The sequence below is a fragment of the Methylobacter sp. sgz302048 genome, from assembly GCF_052162025.1.
In the GTDB taxonomy this organism is placed as follows: Bacteria; Pseudomonadota; Gammaproteobacteria; order Methylococcales; family Methylomonadaceae; genus Methylobacter.
Genome location: NZ_CP197401.1, coordinates 4,196,564 through 4,213,485 on the forward strand (window position 1 = coordinate 4,196,564; position 16,922 = coordinate 4,213,485).

General features: G+C 52.8%; 17 protein-coding genes. 7 read left to right on the forward strand and 10 right to left on the reverse strand.

The window, feature by feature from the left end; genetic code table 11:
* Nucleotides 1-101 precede the first annotated feature (101 nt).
* From ACTNE6_RS18835 to ACTNE6_RS18860, 6 genes are all read left to right on the forward strand, one after another.
* Complete coding sequence (locus ACTNE6_RS18835; protein WP_194971000.1) at nt 102-572, forward strand: Lrp/AsnC family transcriptional regulator; 471 nt, start codon at nt 102-104, stop codon at nt 570-572.
* A gap of 141 nt (nt 573-713) precedes the next feature.
* Nucleotides 714-1,184 (forward strand): VOC family protein, encoded by a 471-nt coding sequence (locus ACTNE6_RS18840; protein ID WP_442497859.1) that lies wholly within the window; start codon nt 714-716, stop codon nt 1,182-1,184.
* 110 nt (nt 1,185-1,294) lie between these two features.
* On the forward strand, nt 1,295-1,852 hold the full coding sequence (locus ACTNE6_RS18845; protein WP_442497860.1) for a hypothetical protein: 558 nt from the start codon (nt 1,295-1,297) through the stop codon (nt 1,850-1,852).
* A gap of 173 nt (nt 1,853-2,025) precedes the next feature.
* Nucleotides 2,026-2,547: a hypothetical protein gene (locus ACTNE6_RS18850; protein ID WP_442497861.1), complete on the forward strand. Its 522-nt coding sequence runs from the start codon at nt 2,026-2,028 to the stop codon at nt 2,545-2,547.
* 129 nt (nt 2,548-2,676) lie between these two features.
* Nucleotides 2,677-3,048, forward strand: coding sequence for a hypothetical protein (locus ACTNE6_RS18855; protein ID WP_228779186.1), 372 nt, complete (start codon nt 2,677-2,679; stop codon nt 3,046-3,048).
* A gap of 56 nt (nt 3,049-3,104) precedes the next feature.
* Complete coding sequence (locus tag ACTNE6_RS18860) at nt 3,105-3,932, forward strand: alpha/beta hydrolase (protein WP_442497862.1); 828 nt, start codon at nt 3,105-3,107, stop codon at nt 3,930-3,932.
* A 258-nt stretch (nt 3,933-4,190) separates the two neighbouring features.
* Here ACTNE6_RS18860 and ACTNE6_RS18865 read toward each other — a convergent pair whose 3' ends face one another.
* From ACTNE6_RS18865 to ACTNE6_RS18890, 6 genes are all read right to left on the reverse strand, one after another.
* On the reverse strand, nt 4,191-4,601 hold the full coding sequence (locus ACTNE6_RS18865; RefSeq protein WP_442497863.1) for an ExbD/TolR family protein: 411 nt from the start codon (nt 4,599-4,601) through the stop codon (nt 4,191-4,193).
* A gap of 2 nt (nt 4,602-4,603) precedes the next feature.
* Nucleotides 4,604-5,269 (reverse strand): MotA/TolQ/ExbB proton channel family protein, encoded by a 666-nt coding sequence (locus ACTNE6_RS18870; protein ID WP_442497864.1) that lies wholly within the window; start codon nt 5,267-5,269, stop codon nt 4,604-4,606.
* A gap of 13 nt (nt 5,270-5,282) precedes the next feature.
* Nucleotides 5,283-6,101, reverse strand: a complete 819-nt coding sequence (locus tag ACTNE6_RS18875; RefSeq protein WP_442497865.1) for a TonB family protein — start codon at nt 6,099-6,101, stop codon at nt 5,283-5,285.
* A 239-nt stretch (nt 6,102-6,340) separates the two neighbouring features.
* Complete coding sequence (locus ACTNE6_RS18880; RefSeq protein ID WP_442497866.1) at nt 6,341-6,658, reverse strand: hypothetical protein; 318 nt, start codon at nt 6,656-6,658, stop codon at nt 6,341-6,343.
* Between the two features lie 289 nt (nt 6,659-6,947).
* Nucleotides 6,948-7,925 carry a FecR family protein gene (locus ACTNE6_RS18885; RefSeq protein ID WP_442497867.1) on the reverse strand — a complete coding sequence of 326 codons (978 nt, stop codon included), beginning with the start codon at nt 7,923-7,925 and terminating at the stop codon, nt 6,948-6,950.
* Between the two features lie 221 nt (nt 7,926-8,146).
* Nucleotides 8,147-10,540: a penicillin acylase family protein gene (locus ACTNE6_RS18890; RefSeq protein ID WP_442497868.1), complete on the reverse strand. Its 2,394-nt coding sequence runs from the start codon at nt 10,538-10,540 to the stop codon at nt 8,147-8,149.
* Between the two features lie 553 nt (nt 10,541-11,093).
* On the opposite strand from ACTNE6_RS18890, the gene ACTNE6_RS18895 reads away from it, so the two are divergent.
* Nucleotides 11,094-11,594, forward strand: a complete 501-nt coding sequence (locus ACTNE6_RS18895) for an RNA polymerase sigma factor (RefSeq protein ID WP_442497869.1) — start codon at nt 11,094-11,096, stop codon at nt 11,592-11,594.
* Between the two features lie 153 nt (nt 11,595-11,747).
* Here the strand turns inward: ACTNE6_RS18895 and ACTNE6_RS18900 are convergent, their stop codons facing one another.
* The 4 genes from ACTNE6_RS18900 to ACTNE6_RS18915 all read right to left on the reverse strand — a co-directional run bounded on the left by ACTNE6_RS18900 (nt 11,748) and on the right by ACTNE6_RS18915 (nt 16,833).
* Complete coding sequence (locus ACTNE6_RS18900) at nt 11,748-12,581, reverse strand: DJ-1/PfpI family protein (protein WP_442497870.1); 834 nt, start codon at nt 12,579-12,581, stop codon at nt 11,748-11,750.
* Nucleotides 12,582-12,657: 76 nt separating this feature from the next.
* Nucleotides 12,658-15,075 carry a TonB-dependent siderophore receptor gene (locus ACTNE6_RS18905; protein ID WP_442497871.1) on the reverse strand — a complete coding sequence of 806 codons (2,418 nt, stop codon included), beginning with the start codon at nt 15,073-15,075 and terminating at the stop codon, nt 12,658-12,660.
* A 169-nt stretch (nt 15,076-15,244) separates the two neighbouring features.
* Entirely contained in the window at nt 15,245-16,279 is a 1,035-nt protein-coding gene (locus ACTNE6_RS18910) for a FecR family protein (protein ID WP_442497872.1), read from the reverse strand.
* A gap of 53 nt (nt 16,280-16,332) precedes the next feature.
* Complete coding sequence (locus ACTNE6_RS18915) at nt 16,333-16,833, reverse strand: RNA polymerase sigma factor (protein WP_442497873.1); 501 nt, start codon at nt 16,831-16,833, stop codon at nt 16,333-16,335.
* Nucleotides 16,834-16,922: the final 89 nt, after the last annotated feature.

Here is a 16,922-nt window from a genome sequence, read left to right on the forward strand (position 1 = left end):
CAAAAACAGCTTTTTAAGCAATTATTGCTTACTGATCGTCATCTGTTTGTATAATCATTTCCGCCATTGCCTAAATCCGAAAACGACCCTGCTGAATTGCCATGAAACTAGATAGAACAGACCGACGCATTCTGGATGAAATACAAAAAAACGCCCGCATTTCCAATCTGGAGCTGGCCGACAAGATAGGGCTTTCGCCCTCGCCCTGCTCGAGGCGAGTCAAGCAGCTCGAAGACGGCGGCTTCATAGACCGCCATGTGACCCTGCTCAATCAGGCCAAGCTGCAACTGAAGCTGACCGCTGTAGTTCAGGTCAGCATGGACCTGCACACGCCGGAACGGTTCGAAAACTTCGAAGCACTTGTCAGCGCCTGGCCCGAGGTGCTCGAATGCTACCTGATCACCGGCCAGTCCGCGGATTATCTGTTGAAAGTGATCGTGCCGGACATGGATCATTATCAGGAATTCCTGCTCGGCAAATTGACCCGCATCGACGGCGTCAGCGGCGTACAATCCAGTTTCGTATTACGCAAGGCCATCGATACGACCGTCTTGCCACTGCATCACTTGTAGCCTTTGTTTGCGAACTTAAAGGCAACAAAGCCCGGAAATGAGGTCTAAGGCATTAATAATGACGAGTTGGCGTAGGCTGCCCTCGTCCGCTTCCGGCCATATCAAGCGGTCCGGTATGTTCATTTCGGAAGGAGAATAGTCATGACAGTCAGCCCCATCCCCGACGGTTACCACAGCATCACCCCTTATCTGTGCATTGAAGGCGCAACTGAAGCCATCGAGTTCTACAAGCGCGCGTTCGATGCGGCCGAAGTGTTCCGGCTAGTTACGCCAGACGGCGAGATCGGGCATGCGGAAATCAGGATCGGCGACTCATCTTTCATGTTGTCCGAAGCCTGCAGCCGAAGCCAGCTGCTCAGTCCCCAAGCGCAGGGCGGCTCATCCGTCGGCCTGTATTTATATATGGAAGATGTCGATACGCAATTTGCGAAGGCCGTCAATGCCGGGGCGAAAGTCATCAGCCCCTTGCTGGATCAGTTTTACGGCGACCGGACCGGCGTCCTGCAAGACCCTTTCGGGCATATCTGGTATCTGGCTTCGCGCATCGAAGACCTGTCGCATGAAGAGATCAGCAGGCGCGCCGAAGCGCTTTTCAGTGCGCAATGCGGATAAGTACGGTCGAATACCGATGCCTCCTCTGCCGCTGCCCCAGCTCCTGTGTTGATTGCATTTAATTGCTATACAATTAATCGCTGATAATGAGCGTTATGGAAATCATAATTATGCTGAAAAAATTCATCGCCAAAACCGCCGACCTCTTTTTGGGATTATTGGTGGGCATTTATATCGTTCTGGAAGAGCTGGTCTGGGACAACATTGCCGAGCCGATTTATAACTTTATACACGGACTCAAAATTTTACAGAAAGTCGAAGCCATGATTTCCAGGCTCGATCGTCATGCGCTGCTGATCATCTTTTTGGCGTTATTCACGCAGGTGGAACTGCTGGGCATCGTCGCGCTGAAGCTGATGGCCACAGGCCAGATCATCGCCGGTACGCTGCTGTATGCCGGCAAAATTCCCATCGCCGCATTCACCTTCTGGCTCTTTAACATCTCGAAGGAAAAACTCATGACCTTCGGCTGGTTCAGACGGCTTTACGAACTGGTGATGCTGGCCATACACAAGATCAAGTCCAGCGCCATCCATCGGCATATCATCGCCCGGCTTAAGTCCGTGAAGGAATGGTTTAAAATCCGGCTGTCCGGCCCCCGGCTGCTGGTCCGCAGACTGATGGAAAAACTCAGAAGTTCAGACCATTTTCGCAAATCAGATAGTTAATTTTGCTCTGACTTTTGCTTATTGGCGCATGATGATTTAGTAGGCAGGCCGAGAAACATTGTCGCCTCGATCTGACTAAACCCATATAAAGTTACCGATGATCATGCATTAAATCTCATATGAAAAATAGCCGCTTCATATCATTGCTAAACAGATTTCTGGCGTGTTTGCTGATGAACGGTCTATTTACGGGGTGTACCACTTTGGAATCCCGGCTGTCTATCGAACCTTATACCAAAAACAAGCCGATGCGGGATGAGCTTGAGACGGTTGCGGAAGCTTATTGCCGAAAAAAGCGTGCAGGTCCAGACTCTGTTGGCTCAGGGATGCAGCCTGACTTTATTTTTACTACCGATGGCTGTTCTCGGTGGCTTGACGACTCATGGGCAGCCTGTTGTATTGCGCATGATATTGCCTACTGGTGCGGAGGCAGCGCGCAGGACCGCCAAGAAGCTGATCAGATGCTCAGGCGATGCGTGAACAACAAAGCGCAGGTTATGGGCAGTCTTATTTATGTCGGCACCCGTATAGGCGGAGTGCCCTGGTTGCCAACCCCATGGCGCTGGGGTTACGGATGGGATAGCTGGCCTCGGAGTTATGAAAAAACCCAATCGCTGCCTTCGGTTAAAAAACTTATGGAAGAACTTAAAATTCATAACATTATTGAACATCATCTATTAAACAGCAGAAAGTGAGAGTTACTGACGGTTTTTTATTGAACAGAAATTAAAGCCTGATCCCGACTTAAAGTCCCTGCGGACTTAATGCATGAGGGTAATGATTATTTCTGACCAGAGCTGGCAGGCATTCGGAGGAAAAAATCAATGAATAATGATGCTCCTGGATTGCGGATCGTTTATGAAGGATCACTTCGGGATGGAATTTACGCTTTTATAATCTTCGCCCTGCTTGCCGTAGTAGTAACGCTATGGATCTTGTACAGAAAAAACACCTTAAAAACCAAATACCTGTTGCTGATAATCTGGGGCATTTTTCCTCCCATGTGGTTTGTTTTGGAGTATTTTTTTATCTTTTTACCTTATGGCGTCAAGGACTCTTTCGCTTTCTTTCAATATGGACAGAATATCGCATCCAAACTTTGGGCTGCTGTTTTTGCTTTAATCTCGATTGATCTTTATAAAACGAAGGAAAAAGAGAAGGAAGACAAAAAAGATGAGACCGAAAAGGAACCCTAAACCGGACATCAATTTATTAATCCGTGAACAGCGGGCATCAATACCAATATTTTAAAATGACAGGATTTTTTCAGACGAGAGACGATCTTTCTCTCTTTTTTAATACATTGTCCAGCACTTCATCAAAGGCATCTATTGTGTTTCTACATGGTGTGGGTGAACACATCGGCCGCTATGAAGCCATTTTTCAATCGTTTACGGCTCAAGGGTATAGCTGTTTCGGCTTTGATCAGCGAGGCTTCGGGCAATCTGACGGCGAGCGAGGGCATATCAATTCATTTACAGAATACGTCGATGATTTAGCCCGATTTATTGATGAAATTGTTAATAAAGACGCAAAAATGCCGGTCTTCTTATTTGGCCACAGCATGGGAACGCTTGTCACACTGGCTTATGCCTTGCAATATTCAACGAAAATACGCGGATTAGTGATTTCTTCATGCCCACTAAAATTTGCCTACTGGCTTGCCAATTTTGGTGGTCTTCTTGCCGATGCATTGTCGGAAATAGCCCCGCAAGTCAAGATTCCCAATATGATAGATCCCGATGAGTTGACGGACGCCCCACTAGTTATTGAAGCCTTTAAGCATGATCCTTATATAGTTAAAGACGTTTCGCTCAGTTGGCTGCACGAGTTTAAGCTGACACAGAAAAATATTTTGCTCAATGCCAACCGGATTTTACTTCCCACCTTAATTTGTCATGGTGATGCTGACCCTATTGCGGCAGCTGCGGGCGCAGAATTACTGTATGAAAAATTGGGCAGCGACGATAAATCGTTAATTATTTTTAATGGATTAAAGCATGAGCTTTTGAACCATCTAGCCGATGAAAGGGCACAGGTCCTGAAGAAAATTTTCGAATGGCTGGATAAGCATTGCTAACTTTTTTGCTCGACATCGGCTGACCGGGTTGGAAAACTCTCTCCACACGGCATAACAGACCGATGCCGCGCAAATCATGTAGAGGGTACGCACTGCGTACCATTTTCCTATCCCCCAATAAAAAGGTACGCGATGCGTACCCTACAATGATCTCCTTTATACATTTATCGTTGTCGCAGTCCATAGGAACGCTGAAGATGATTACGCCTATCCACTATTTCGCTTTGGACTTTATAGGTCTTCCATAAGTCAAGCAAACTACTGTTCTACCGTTACAAAAGCTATTTTGGTGATGCCCGCATGCTGAACAGTCGCCATTATTTCGGCCACCTTGGCATAAACCACGGCTTGATCGGCGTATAAGTGCACGCCGGTCTCGGGATTTTTCGCTATCTCATCCTTTAACGCGGTTTCCAGCGCGGCGAGGTCCGCCATAGGCTGTTTGTTGAGCGTAATGATCCCTTGCGCATCGATGCCCAGCTGCAACGGTTGCTCCTTCACATCCGCCGTGGTCTCGGCGGTTTTCGGCAACGCCACATGCACGGATTGAGTCAGTAACGGTGCGGTCACCAATAAAATGATCACCAGCACCAGCATCACGTCTACCAGCGGCGTGACGTTGATTTCGCTCATCGCATCTTCGCTGTCCGATTGCGTTTTGAAGGCCATGGTTACGCCCTGCCTTGCCTGTCGGCGCTAAAGACGATGTGCATGAAGCCGGCGACGAAGTTTTCCAGGTCGGCGCGGTGCTGTTTGACGCCGCGCATGAAGAAGTTGTAGGCCAGTACCGCAGGCACGGCAACGGCAATGCCGATGGCGGTGGCGATCAGGGCATCGCCAATGGGGCCGGCGACCACATCCAGGCTGGTCGAACCGCTTTGGGTAATTTCATGCATGGCGTGCATAATGCCCAGAACCGTGCCGAACAATCCGACAAAGGGCGCGGTGCTGCCTATGCTGGCGAGCATGGTCAGGCCGGCTTCCATCGCGCGCTGTTCCTGCTGCATGTGAATAAGCAGCGATTGTTCCAGCTGCTCGGTCGGCTCCCCCTGATATTTCAGGTGTTTGCCTGACGCCTGCTGGCTGCCGTCCAGCCAGGTGAAGCCTTTTGTGGCAATACGGGCTTGCGGCCCTCTGGCCAGCGTTTCAGGCAAGGCCCGGGCGGTAGCAAGATTCGGCGCATCCCAAAACGCGCTGTTAAAGCGGCGGTTGTAATAACCGTTCTTGCCGAATTGCCAGAGCTTGAACAGAATCAGCGTCCAGGTGATCACTGAAAAAGCCAATAATGCATACAAAGTCCCGTCGACAATCAATTGGGGAGCAATATGGTAAGGCATGCCTTCTTTTCTCCTAACGTTCTAAAGTAAAATTAATGGGTACGATCACCGAGCTGGCTACTGCCGTATCGCCCCGTTTGGCGGGATTGAACCGCCATTTCTTGACTGCCTCGACAGCCGACTCATCCAGCGCCTCGTAACCGCTGCTGCTGTGTATGGCGACGGCTTCGCTATAGCCTTCGGCAGACACGCTTACCCGTAGCCGTACCGTCCCCTGCCAGCCTCGCCTTTTGGCAATGGCCGGATATTTCGGCGGAGGATTGAAACCGTAGTTGGCGTTGACGCTGGCTTCGGTATAAGGCACTGCATTACTCGGTGCCTTGCTTGCTGACGCTGTAGTTCTGGGAGCTGCGCTTGAGTTTTGCGAATTCGACGGCTGCGCTGCCGATGCCACAGGTGAAGGCGCAGGCAGCTGTTCTTCGGCGATCGCCTCTGTTTTTGGCGGTTTCGCTTGTTTGGGCTTTTCCGGCGCTTTTTTCTTCAAGGGTTTTTTGACCTGCGTTTTTTTCGGTTTGGGCGGTTCAGCCGGTTTGGGCGGTGCCGACGGCGCGGTTACGGCTTTTGGGCCCGGCGCTGAAACCAATGACACTTCCATCATCAATGGTTGCGCCATCGTGACCGGTTCCTTCGGCTGCAACAACCATTGGGCGGCCCAGATGTGCAGCAGCATCACCAGAACAAGCAGTAAACTGCCGATCGAGCGAGGCTTTTCTTCTCCGGTTAAAGCTTCAAACAAGGTTCGCTTTTTGCGCGCGACCGATGGCGCCGCACCGCCCAGAAGCGGTAAACTCTGCCCGATCAAGCCCTGTTCGTGGTTATTGAATAAATACATGGGAAATATGCCTTCCTTAATTTGCCCCAATGCCAGGTGTTGTTCACCACTATGCCCGATAACGGCGGCCCAGCCTGCTGGCGCTTTATTATTATTTGGTTAGTCAAGGTAACGCAGGTGCGAACGGCGTCGTTAAACATTGTCGAAGCCGGTTCCACCAAAGCATGTCATGGATTTTCTTAACCTCATTGTATTGGTACAAATTGCCGCTGCAGCCTGCTGAGGCTGATCGGCCTTTCTCACTCGTCCTGCCGTTTGCAGGAAAGCGTGTTTAAAAGCGCCGTGAGCCGGTCCAGTTTCACATCCACTTGCGTTACATATTCCCTGAGCTGAATCATTTGCGCCTGAATATCGTTGGCATTCTCATGGACATGCTGGAAATGAACCTGAAAATACCGAGGCAACGGAAACAGATCCAGCAAGTCATCACCCTCTTGAACCCTGCGCTCTTCGGGTATCTTGGGGGGCTTGGAGCTTCTCTTGCGTTCTTGCGCCAGCTTTGGTGTTGTCATGCGTCCTTCCGCTTCGATGTTATCGGTCTTACCGGTTTTCTTCATTAAGACAGAGCAGTCCTCTAAATGCATATCAGCAATAACATTAAGTCGTCCCACAAGTCACGGACAGCCAATGTCTGTGGTTCAGTTAATCCATCCCTGGATTCTGGACGTCATGCCTGACGTTTTTCTTGGGGTGCTAGAAGTTCCGAACAGCCGTATTTTGGGAGGGAATAACGGCTATTTCAGAACTTCATCTTAAAAGACGATTCAGTCGTGAAAATCCCTCACTCCGAAAATAAAAAATTATTTTAGGCGGGTTGTAGAGTTTGGCGGCCTGATGCTTTTGGCATCAGCCGATGATGACGAGGCAGTCGCTCAGATGTGTCATCCTGACTGACAGACTCTTTTCCAGTGTTTCGAGGATGTGCGCCGGATCGCGCAGATCGATGCGGCCGTTGATTTTCAATTGGCGCAGGCTGTTGTCCTTGAAGAGAACCACGCCGTTTCTGTAGCGCTGCACTTGTTCAATGACATCGCCCAGGGCAATGTCTTCGAAGACCAGATAGCCGTTCAGCCAGGATGTCGTCAGTTTCGTATCGAGCCTGCCGGTTGCGCTGTGTCCATCCCGGCCAACCGATACAGCATCGCCGTCACGCAGGACAACCGACTGCCGCCAGCGCTGGCTATCCGTCACTTCGACGCGGCCCGACAATACTTTGACCTCATCGCTGCGGCCTTTTTCGTGCACGAAGAACCGGGTGCCCAATACGCGCGTGATGGAATGGTCGCCATGAACGACAAAAGGCCGACGGGCATCGGGCTGCACATCGAAAAAAGCTTCGCCCTTCAGCAACGCGATGGTCCGCTGGTCGCCCTGCATCGTAACCGCCAGTGCGCTGTCCGTGTTAAGCGTGACGACGGAACCGTCCTCCAGGCGCACGGTTTTCTGTTGGCCGACCTTCGTCGCATAGTCGGCCTGGAGCAACACGGTCAGTTCAACGCGAAAGACAAACGCCAGCGCCAGGCAGGCGGCCATAGCCAGCAGCAGTCGTTGTCTAGGGCGCGCTTCTTTTTTCTGACGGGAAATTTCTGGCGGCTTTGTTTCGGCCTCGCTTAATGCCTGCTTCAAAGCAGCATCGCCCCACAGCATGCATATATCATCGTACGCCTGCTGATGCGCGGGGTTATACGCCAGCCAGCGTGCAAACGCGGCTTTTTCTTCATAGCCGACATTTTCCGCGCGCAGCCGCACAAACCAGGCGGCCGCCTGTTCGTCGACCAGAGCCTCGCTCCCTGATTCCTCATTAAAATCGTTATCGTGCTTCATATTCGGCATACCTAAACTACTATCAGGACTTACGCAAGCCTGTTGGTAGGCGAAGTCGCCCCCACAGGTTTTAAACCACTTGTTTCAGCAGTTGAACAGATAAACAGTGTAAGTCCCTGTTTATATTAATAGACGATTATAATGCTATTTTTCCTCATTTATTTACTGCTTAATGTTCTGGCGCCCCGTCCTCAAAAGCTCAATCCCTGCCAGTTAACGGATCAATCGACTTCGGGTTTCAGCGTCAGCCTGTGCTCGGCCTTGCCGGCCAGCAGCGCGAGGGGCAGGCCATTCACCCAGTGGCGGTGCTGATCGCGGTAATAAGACGACAGCGGATGCCCCGACTGGCCGCCGGGCATGTGCATGATGCCTTCGTCGAGATGCGCGGGTGAAACGACCAGTCGTTCGCTAGCGCCGAAAGCCGGACCGACCGCCCGCACGCAGTTGGCGCAGCCGGCCAGGGCGTCGGCCGGCATGTCCAACAGAACCCCGAGCAGCGGCATGGCTGTGGAGAAAGGATGGCCGATTCGGGCCTTGTTGACCTGGCCCCAGGTCAGTTCGGACAGCGCCGTATCGGGATAGTCGGTCTTCAGTTGCTGGGCGCAGCGCTTTAACTGGCCCAGGATGAAGTCATCCCAGTTGTGGTAATTGGCCGGGTCCGGCAGCAGCTGCGGCACTTTCTCGGTGAGCATGGCCTGCAGCGGCGTATCGATATAAGACCAGGCATAGTTGAAATTTTTATCCATGCTTCGGCTGGCTTCCAGGAACGGACTGAACACGCTTATCGCCAGCTGCCGCCGAAACCGCTCCAGCAGGGCAAAGCCAAGGCTGTCCGTATCTGCCCTGCCGTTCCAGGCCCGCAGCGTGTCGCGCAGTTCCCGCAGTTCCGGCTGCCGCTCAATCGTCTTGGGCGACAGCACGTCCAGCGCCAGTTGCTGATAAAACCCGTAGAATTCGTTTCCGGTATCGAGCTGCAGCCCGAACATGCCCCCTTCATTGATGGCCGGCATCTCTTTGAGCCGCTGGGTGATGCGGTAGGCGCGGTAGCCGCTCGCGAACTGGCGGCCGATCACGTACGGATACGCTTTGCCCAGGCGGCGGTCATTGGCCGATACCAGTATGCCGGCGGTGGGATCGATCTCGCGCGGCAGCTGGCGCTCATCGACGTAGCCGTCCCAGCCGACCTTGCCGTCAGCCCAGGAACGGCTGGCCGAGCCATCGAAACCGACGCGCTTGGGAATCTGGCCCATGACCGTCCAACCGATACGGCCATGGTTATCGGCCAGCAGAAAGTTCAGCTGCGGGCCCCCGGTATGGTTGACGACCGCCATGGCCTGCTCCAGCGTTTCAGCCTGATCCAGATCCAGCAGCCCGAGATTGACGACAGTGTCGTCGAGCGCGCTCCAGTGCACGGCGACCGGCTTGCCCAGCAGCGGCTCCTGGGCCACAGGCCCCCAGATGCTGCGCCTGACGGTCACCTGCAATGGCGCGGCATCCTTGATCCGAATGGTTTCGCTGATCTGTTCAAACGGTCGCCATTTATCGCCGACGCGGTACTGGTCCGGATTTTGCGGATTAATCTCCAGGCTCACCAGATCCAGGAAATCGCCCGTCAGATTGGTTCCGCCCCAGGCCAGCCGGTCATTGCCGCCGGCGATGAACACGGGCATGCCGGGCAAGGTCACGCCTGCCGTGCGGCCGGAGCCATAATCCATTTCGGCGCGGTACCAGGTATTGGGCACTGAAATACCCAAATGCATGTCGTTGGCCAGGATGGCGCGCCCGTCATGCGTTTTCGCGCCGCTGACCGCCCAGGCATTGGAGCCGGCCACCATATCCCGCAGCTGCACGGCTTCGGTGAGTTTCAGCGCCGCCGGCGCATGCCGCGCAAGCGCAGTCTCCAGCGAAGCCACAGGGATGGGTCGGGCAGGCCGGTAAGGTTCGGCGTCGCCATACAGGCTATCGGTGAAACGATCGGTATCCGGCGTCAGGAAAGACACGACATCGGCCGGCAGGCTTTTCTCCATGACCGTCAGCATGCGCTCTTCTTTCTCTGACCCGGACGTCAGATTATCGAACATGCCCAAAGCCACCAGCAGGCTGTCCTCCGGCTTCCAGCGTTCAGGACGGTAATCCAAGGCCGTGAATTCGAAAGGCAAGGCCCGTGCGTTATCGATATAACTGTTGACGCCATCGGCGTAAGCTTCGAGATAGCGCCGGTGAGCCTGCGGCAGTTTGGCCACGACTGCTTTTGCGACGCGGGAAAATCCGTAAGTTCGCGCTCTGATGTCGTTATTGACGGCGATCTGCCCGAACAGCTCGGCCAATCGGCCGGCATTCTTGCGGCGCATCAGATCCATCTGAAACAGGCGGTCGCGCGCCGTGACATAGCCAAGCGCCCGCAGGGCGTCGGCCCGATCGCCGGCCTTGATCACGGGAATGCCGTGGCTGTCGGACACTACCGTGACGGGTGCGGACAGCCCCTGCACCCTGAACTCGCCGTCCTGCGGCGGCAGCGACCGTTCCAGGAACAGGAAGCCCGCGCCTAGCCCAAGCATACTCAGGCCCAAAAGCGTGAACAGGAAATAAAGGAGTAGTTTTCGAATTCGTTGCATGAATGTTCCGGTTTTTATGCCTTCTTAAAGTTATGCAAAAATTACCACGAAGGTCACAAAAATGCAGGCCTGTAAAACTTCGGGCCCTGTGTTATCGACAGTTTGGGCCATATCGATTTATAGACCGGTATAAGGCGGGTGTAATTCCAGGCAGCCGTCAGAAAATAGGGGCATTTTCTTCCGCTGCGCCCGAATTGCCTCCCCTGAGCAGGCTTGAGATACATAGATTAGAGGGCTTCTTGCAGAGCCTGCCGCCTTTTTAACTGAACTATGTTATTTAGCGCATTATGATGCGTGAAATCACTTATTGATGAGTATGTGTATAAGCTATGCCAGCATCATTTTCGCCCGAAAAAAAACAGAATCAAATCTCATACCCGCCTGAAACGCATAGCCCGGCGCCGCAATAACCTTTTTATGTCTACCGTTTCTATTATTTTAGGCATAAAAAATGCTTTTCAGCTTTCAAGCGCAGACGTGAAATCGCGCATCGTTAAACGCTCATTTTTTCCGGGCGATCTTTATCTGGCTATTAACGACCAAGGAAGAAAAATTGAACATAGAAGCTCTTTACCAGCAACATCAAGACGAATTGATTTACCATGTTTTCGGCATACTGCATTGCCGCGATATCGCGGCGGACATTGTTCAGGAAAGTTACATCAAATTGTCACGCGAAGCCGAAAGGCAAAAGATCGAACATCCCCGCAGCCTGCTGTTCCGCATCGCCCATAATCTGGCGCTCGATTACCTGAAGCACGCAAAGGTGACGGAAAGCTACGCGCAGTCCGAAGATCCGGCCCTGATTCCGGCGACCGAATCGCCATCGGCCGAACAATTGGTATCAGATGCCCAAAGGTTGCATATTCTAAGGCAGGCCATAGCCGAATTGCCGCTCCGCTGCCGCCAGGCTTTCATTCTGCATAACATCCACGGCATGAGTTATCGCGACATAGCTCAGGCGCTAAACATATCCGAAAGCGGCGTCGAAAAACACATCATGAAAGGCTTGCTGCACTGCCGCAAGCAGATGAAGAAACGGCTGCCGGAATAAAAATACGGCTGAAACGCCTATCGCAAGAGAACCGCTTGCCGGCCAATAACCAACATGAGGTCTACCCGCTGTTAAGGCAGGCGCCAATGCCGGAAATGATCAGAGACAGGGGCATGACTGTGCCCCGCCCGAAACCTGAAAAACAGGCTCTATCTAAATTTCCAGTTCCATATCCAGCACTAGCGGCGCAAACATCCCTCTGACGCTATCCCGGACAAAAGCGGGCGCTTTTCCAGGTGAGCCGGCGTTATAGGGCGGCGCCGGATCATATTCCGCTTGCAGCTGAATGGCTTCAGCATATTCCTTGCCGCGCAAAGCGCCGACAATTTGCAGGCCCAAATCAATCCCGGCGGTAACGCCGCCGCCGGTCACCAGATTGCCGTCCCAGACCACGCGCTCGCTCACGGGCGTCGCTCCGAACTTTTTCAATAATTCCAGCGTTGTCCAATGGGAAGTGGCCTTTTTGCCCTTCAGCAGGCCGGCCTTGCCGAGCAGCAAACTGCCGGTGCAGACGCTGGCGATGTATCTGGAATTGGCCGCTTTGGTTTTGATGAAGTCGATAAACGGTTTGTTTTTCATGGCCGCCAACGTCCCGGCTGCACCGCCCGGAACAAACAAAATATCCAGTTTTTCCGGACATTCGCTCTGCCTGTGCGTAGGAACAATTGAAAAATTACCGCAAGACACCGGCGTCAGGTCATCGGTGGGAGAAATCAGATATACTTCGGCGCCCATCATGGCGGTAAATAAAAACTGCGGATTAATCAGATCCGGCGCATAAAAGCCGGGGTATAAAAGCATCGCAATTTTTTCATTCCCCATCATTTTTACGTCCGGATCGCTCATGAACGCTTTATGCGCTTGCATGGAATCCGCTTGAGCCTTGATTTTCCTCTGTTCATCGCTTTCGGCCGCTTTAACGCTGTTGCCCAAAGGAGCGAGAAAAGCGGCAAATAATGCCAGCTTGGTAAATTGTCGACGATCCATAAAATAGTCCTGATTCGTTGTATTAATGTAAATCCCGATGGACAGATTAAACAGCCATCGGGAATTGCCGAAAACGTCAGAAGATCACTGAGCCGCTGAAATAGACGGTCGTGCCCTGGGAAGGCGTCACGCGGGTATCGAAGTAATTCAGCCGCTGAAAATAATCGTTGTCAGTCAAATTCTTGATCGAGACGCCCAGCTTGTAGGCTTTTGTCCTGTAAGCGATATCCGCATCTATGGTGTAAAAGCTCTCAGTGCTGAATAAATTGGCTTTGTCCACATAGGCGCTTGTTTGGGCATAGATTCCGGAGCCTATGCTCCATCCTCTCAACATCGCGTCCTGAAAAGCGTAATTGGCCCAGAAACGGCCGGAATGCTTCGGCACGCCCGGCAGACGGTTGCCGTCAGGCACTCCCGCCAGACTGTCGGTGAATTCCGCCTCGGTAAAGGCATAATTTCCCAACAAACTTAAGCCTTCTGTTACTTGCCATGTCGCATCGGTCTCGATGCCTGTCGAACGCTGCTGCCCTTTAGTGACCGACCGGAATTGAGCATCTGTGAAATCGGTGACCCTGACGTTTTCCCGCTCAATCTGGTAGACCGCCAGTTGTCCTGTCAACTGCTCGGCGATATCAAACTTTATGCCCGCTTCGATCTGATTGGAAAGCTCAGGCTTGGGCGTTGAAGCATAATTGGCGCCGCCCTGGCCTCGCATGCCTTCGCTGTAGTCGACAAACAGCGAAAATTCATCCGTTATGTCAATAAGCCCGCCGACGTTAGGCAGGAAACGTCCTTCATCGGAATTGAATTTTGACCCGCTAGCCGTGTTGACGAAATCGGTCGTGACATTGGCTCTGCGCACGCTTGCCAGCAAGTGCAGGCGGTCATAGATCGTGCTTTGCAGCTGCACATAGCCGCCATAAGTCGTGTTTCGGGTAAATTGAGTTTGTTGGCGCGTGCCCGGATGGCTGTACGGAACCGGAAAGGACGGAGCGACCAGGTCTACAAAAGCGACGGGCATCATGTCGAAATCCATGAAGCCGTCGTCATCCAGCTCACTGAAATCGGCGCCCAGCAGTACCGTATTCTTGGTCGGGCCCAGATCGAATTTAGCCGTTCCATAAACCTGCACGCTTTTTTCTTCCTGCTCCTGGCCCAGCTCGCTGTTGACCAGCCCCCATGTCGACGGGGGAACGAGCGGTTGATCGGCTCCGAAGCTAAAGCCCTTGCCGAGCAGATTCTGCGCCAGGGTATCGAATTTGGAATGAGAATAGCGTCCTTTGGCGGTAAACGACCAGATATCATTCAACTTGTGATCCAGCGTACCCCAGACGCCATAGAATTCCGAGTTGCTCTTTGCGATATCCTCAGGGCCGATGAACAGTTCCGGCCGGATCCTGAAATTGCCCGCAACGGTGCCGGTCGCCGGCAAGCCCTGGTAGTCCTGCTGCTCCCATCTCGAAAACTTGCCTTGCAGAGTGAAAGTGGTATCGTCGTTGTTAGTGAAGGTCAGGGTAGGATTGACATTGAACCGGTCCGTGTCGAGCACGTCGATATTGCTGCTGCTGTTCGTGTATTCGCCCGTAAAACGGAACAGGACGTTGTCATTGATCGGCTGGTTCAAGTCCACAAACGGCTGGGCAAAATCATACAGGCCGGCTTTTACGCCTATCTCATAAAACGCCTCTTTTTGCGGCAGCTTGGAAACCAGGTTGACCATCCCGCCCACCGGAGAACCGTTGCCGCCGGCGTAAAGCACCGCATTGGCGCCTTTCAGCACTTCAATCCGCTCGATATTGACCATGCTGCCCTGATCGCCGGCATTCAGATACTGGTTAAAGCCGTCGATGAACTGCCGGGCCGCAAACCCGCGGATCAGGGTAGGTTCAAAATTGGGAGAAACCGTTGAAAGGCGCGGCACAACACTGCTCACGTTGCGCAAGCTTTCTTCCACCGTAATGGTTTGCTGGTCATCCGTCACGGCCTTTGGGATGACCTGAATGGACATCGGCGTTTCCATGATCGGCGTATCGGTTCTGGTGGCGGTGGCCGCATGGGTGACGGTATAAGCCGTGGGATCGTCCGTCTCGTTTTTTCCTACTACGGTCATTGCCTGCAATGTGGTCGCATTCACCTTCTGCACCTGGCCCTGATAGCTTGGCGCTTCCAAAGTGATGGTCTTGTCATCGCTGTACCGGTAATTGAGCCCGGTGCCTTTCAGCAGCTGCCCCAGCGCCTGTTCCGGCGTATAACTGCCGTTAAGCGCGGGCGCCTGCAAGTGTTCCGCGACCGCGCTGTCATAAAGTACCTGCAGCTTGGTGTCGGCGGAAAAGCGGATCAATGCGTTTGATAAAGATTGCGCCGGAATATTGAATTGCACCGCTTTGCCGGCATCGGCGGCATAGCCGTCTTGTCCCGCGGCAAGCAGAATGGCCAGAACCCCTGCCGCTTTGATAGTTTTTTGCCTCTGTTTACGGCCTTTTGATAATTTCATGCTGTATTTCTCTTTTTTGTTATCAAGCGTTACCTATGACTAAAGACGACGAGTCTTGGATTTTCCCTTAGCCGAAGTTGAAAAAAATGCAAGGAAGTTTGAAATTTTTTTATGGAAGATGACTTGGCAGCTGAACCGCTTAATTTATCCGGATACACCCAATCAGCGCCTAATAAAGCAGAACCAGACGCTCGGACAGATTCAGGGCGTTTATCTTTAACGTTGCCTTGATCCCGTCAACCGCAGCGTTCGGCTCATTGGTATCGAACACGCCGCTGACGATGCGTTCTTTCAGTTCCGGGTTGATGAGCAGAATCTGGCCGCGCCGGTAACGATTGACTTCATCGACCACCGTCGCTAAAGGCTGACGGTTAAAAATCAATTGTCCGCGCTGCCAGGCCAGCGCTTCCAGAATATTGGCCGGCTTGACCGGCCCGATCCGGCCCTGTTGATAACTGACCTGCTGATTCAGATGCACCAGAACGGCTTGATGGGCATTGTTTGAAGAGACTTCCACCGTTCCTGCGCTGACGATCACGCGCATGGTGTCGGCAAAGTCCCTGACGCTGAAAGCCGTGCCTACGGCGCGGGCGCTGGCTGTGCCGTTAGTGACGATAAACGGGCGGCTTTTATTCGGCGCTACATCGAAATAGCCCTCTCCGCGCTGCAGTTCGATCCGCCGTTGCGCCGCCGAGAAATCCACGTTCAGCGCCGTATCGGTGTTCAGCGTGATCCGTGAGCCGTCATCGAGCGCAACGGTCAGGCGTTCGCCCGGTCCTGTGTGATAATCGCTTTGCCAGTTCTGGTAGAGTATCGACAATTGATTGGACAGCAGCACAGCAATCCCCAAAATCAGCGAGGAAGCAGCCATGAAGCGCCGGGAATGGGGACTTTTATTCGCCAAAGGCGGCGGCACCTGCTCGGCATCGACTTTTGCCTGCACCCGCTGCGCGGGCACTTCCAGCATGTCCCAGAGCACCCGCATCCTGTCATAAGCCCTGGCATGTTCCCGGCTTGCCCGATACCAGCTTTTGAAGCGGGCCTGTTCTTCGGCCGTCACGTCATCTGCCTGCAGGCGCGCAAACCAGACGGACGCCTGCTCGGAAACACATGGGGGCTGCTCTGAAGGGTTCTTGATGGGCATGGCCGGGTATTGTAGTACCTCAATAAACAGAAAAGGACATGTCAATAAGACGTCTGACAAGCGCCTTTCCCTTATTATGGAGGAACTATTTTTGTTCTGTCATCCGGAGCGGATCAGTCAATCTGTTTGCGGATCTGTTCGAGAGCCTTGCGCATGTGACTTTCCACGGTACGGGGCGAAATGCCAAGCGCATCGCCGATCTCCGTATAACTTTTGCCTTCCACGCGGCACATCAAAAAAACCTCGCGGCATTTCGACGGCAGACCGTAAATGATCTGTTCAAGCATCTCCAATTGCTGACGGTTGGCCAATACGGTCTCCGGCTCGGGCGCCTCGCAGATGAAATCGTCCGTAACCGGTCCGGCTTCGCGCTGAAGCAGCCGTGCCCGGCTGCGAAGATGGTCAAGGGCAAGATTATTGGCAATCCGAAATAAATAGGCGCGCATATTTTCGATAGTGTCCGCTTTTCGATGGCGGGCAACACGCAAATAAGTTTCCTGAGTTAAATCCGTTGCGGTTTCGGCGCACTGTACCTTGTACGTCAAAAATTGCATCAAATCCTTTTGATGCTGAAGAAAACACGATGACAAACTCTGATCGGGAAATAAATTCATCGTCAAATCAATTCCTTTGATGTTCAAGAATGATGCTGCTATGGAAATTAAGAAGGGGAAATCCCCTTAAATATTTTTAGCAAATACAG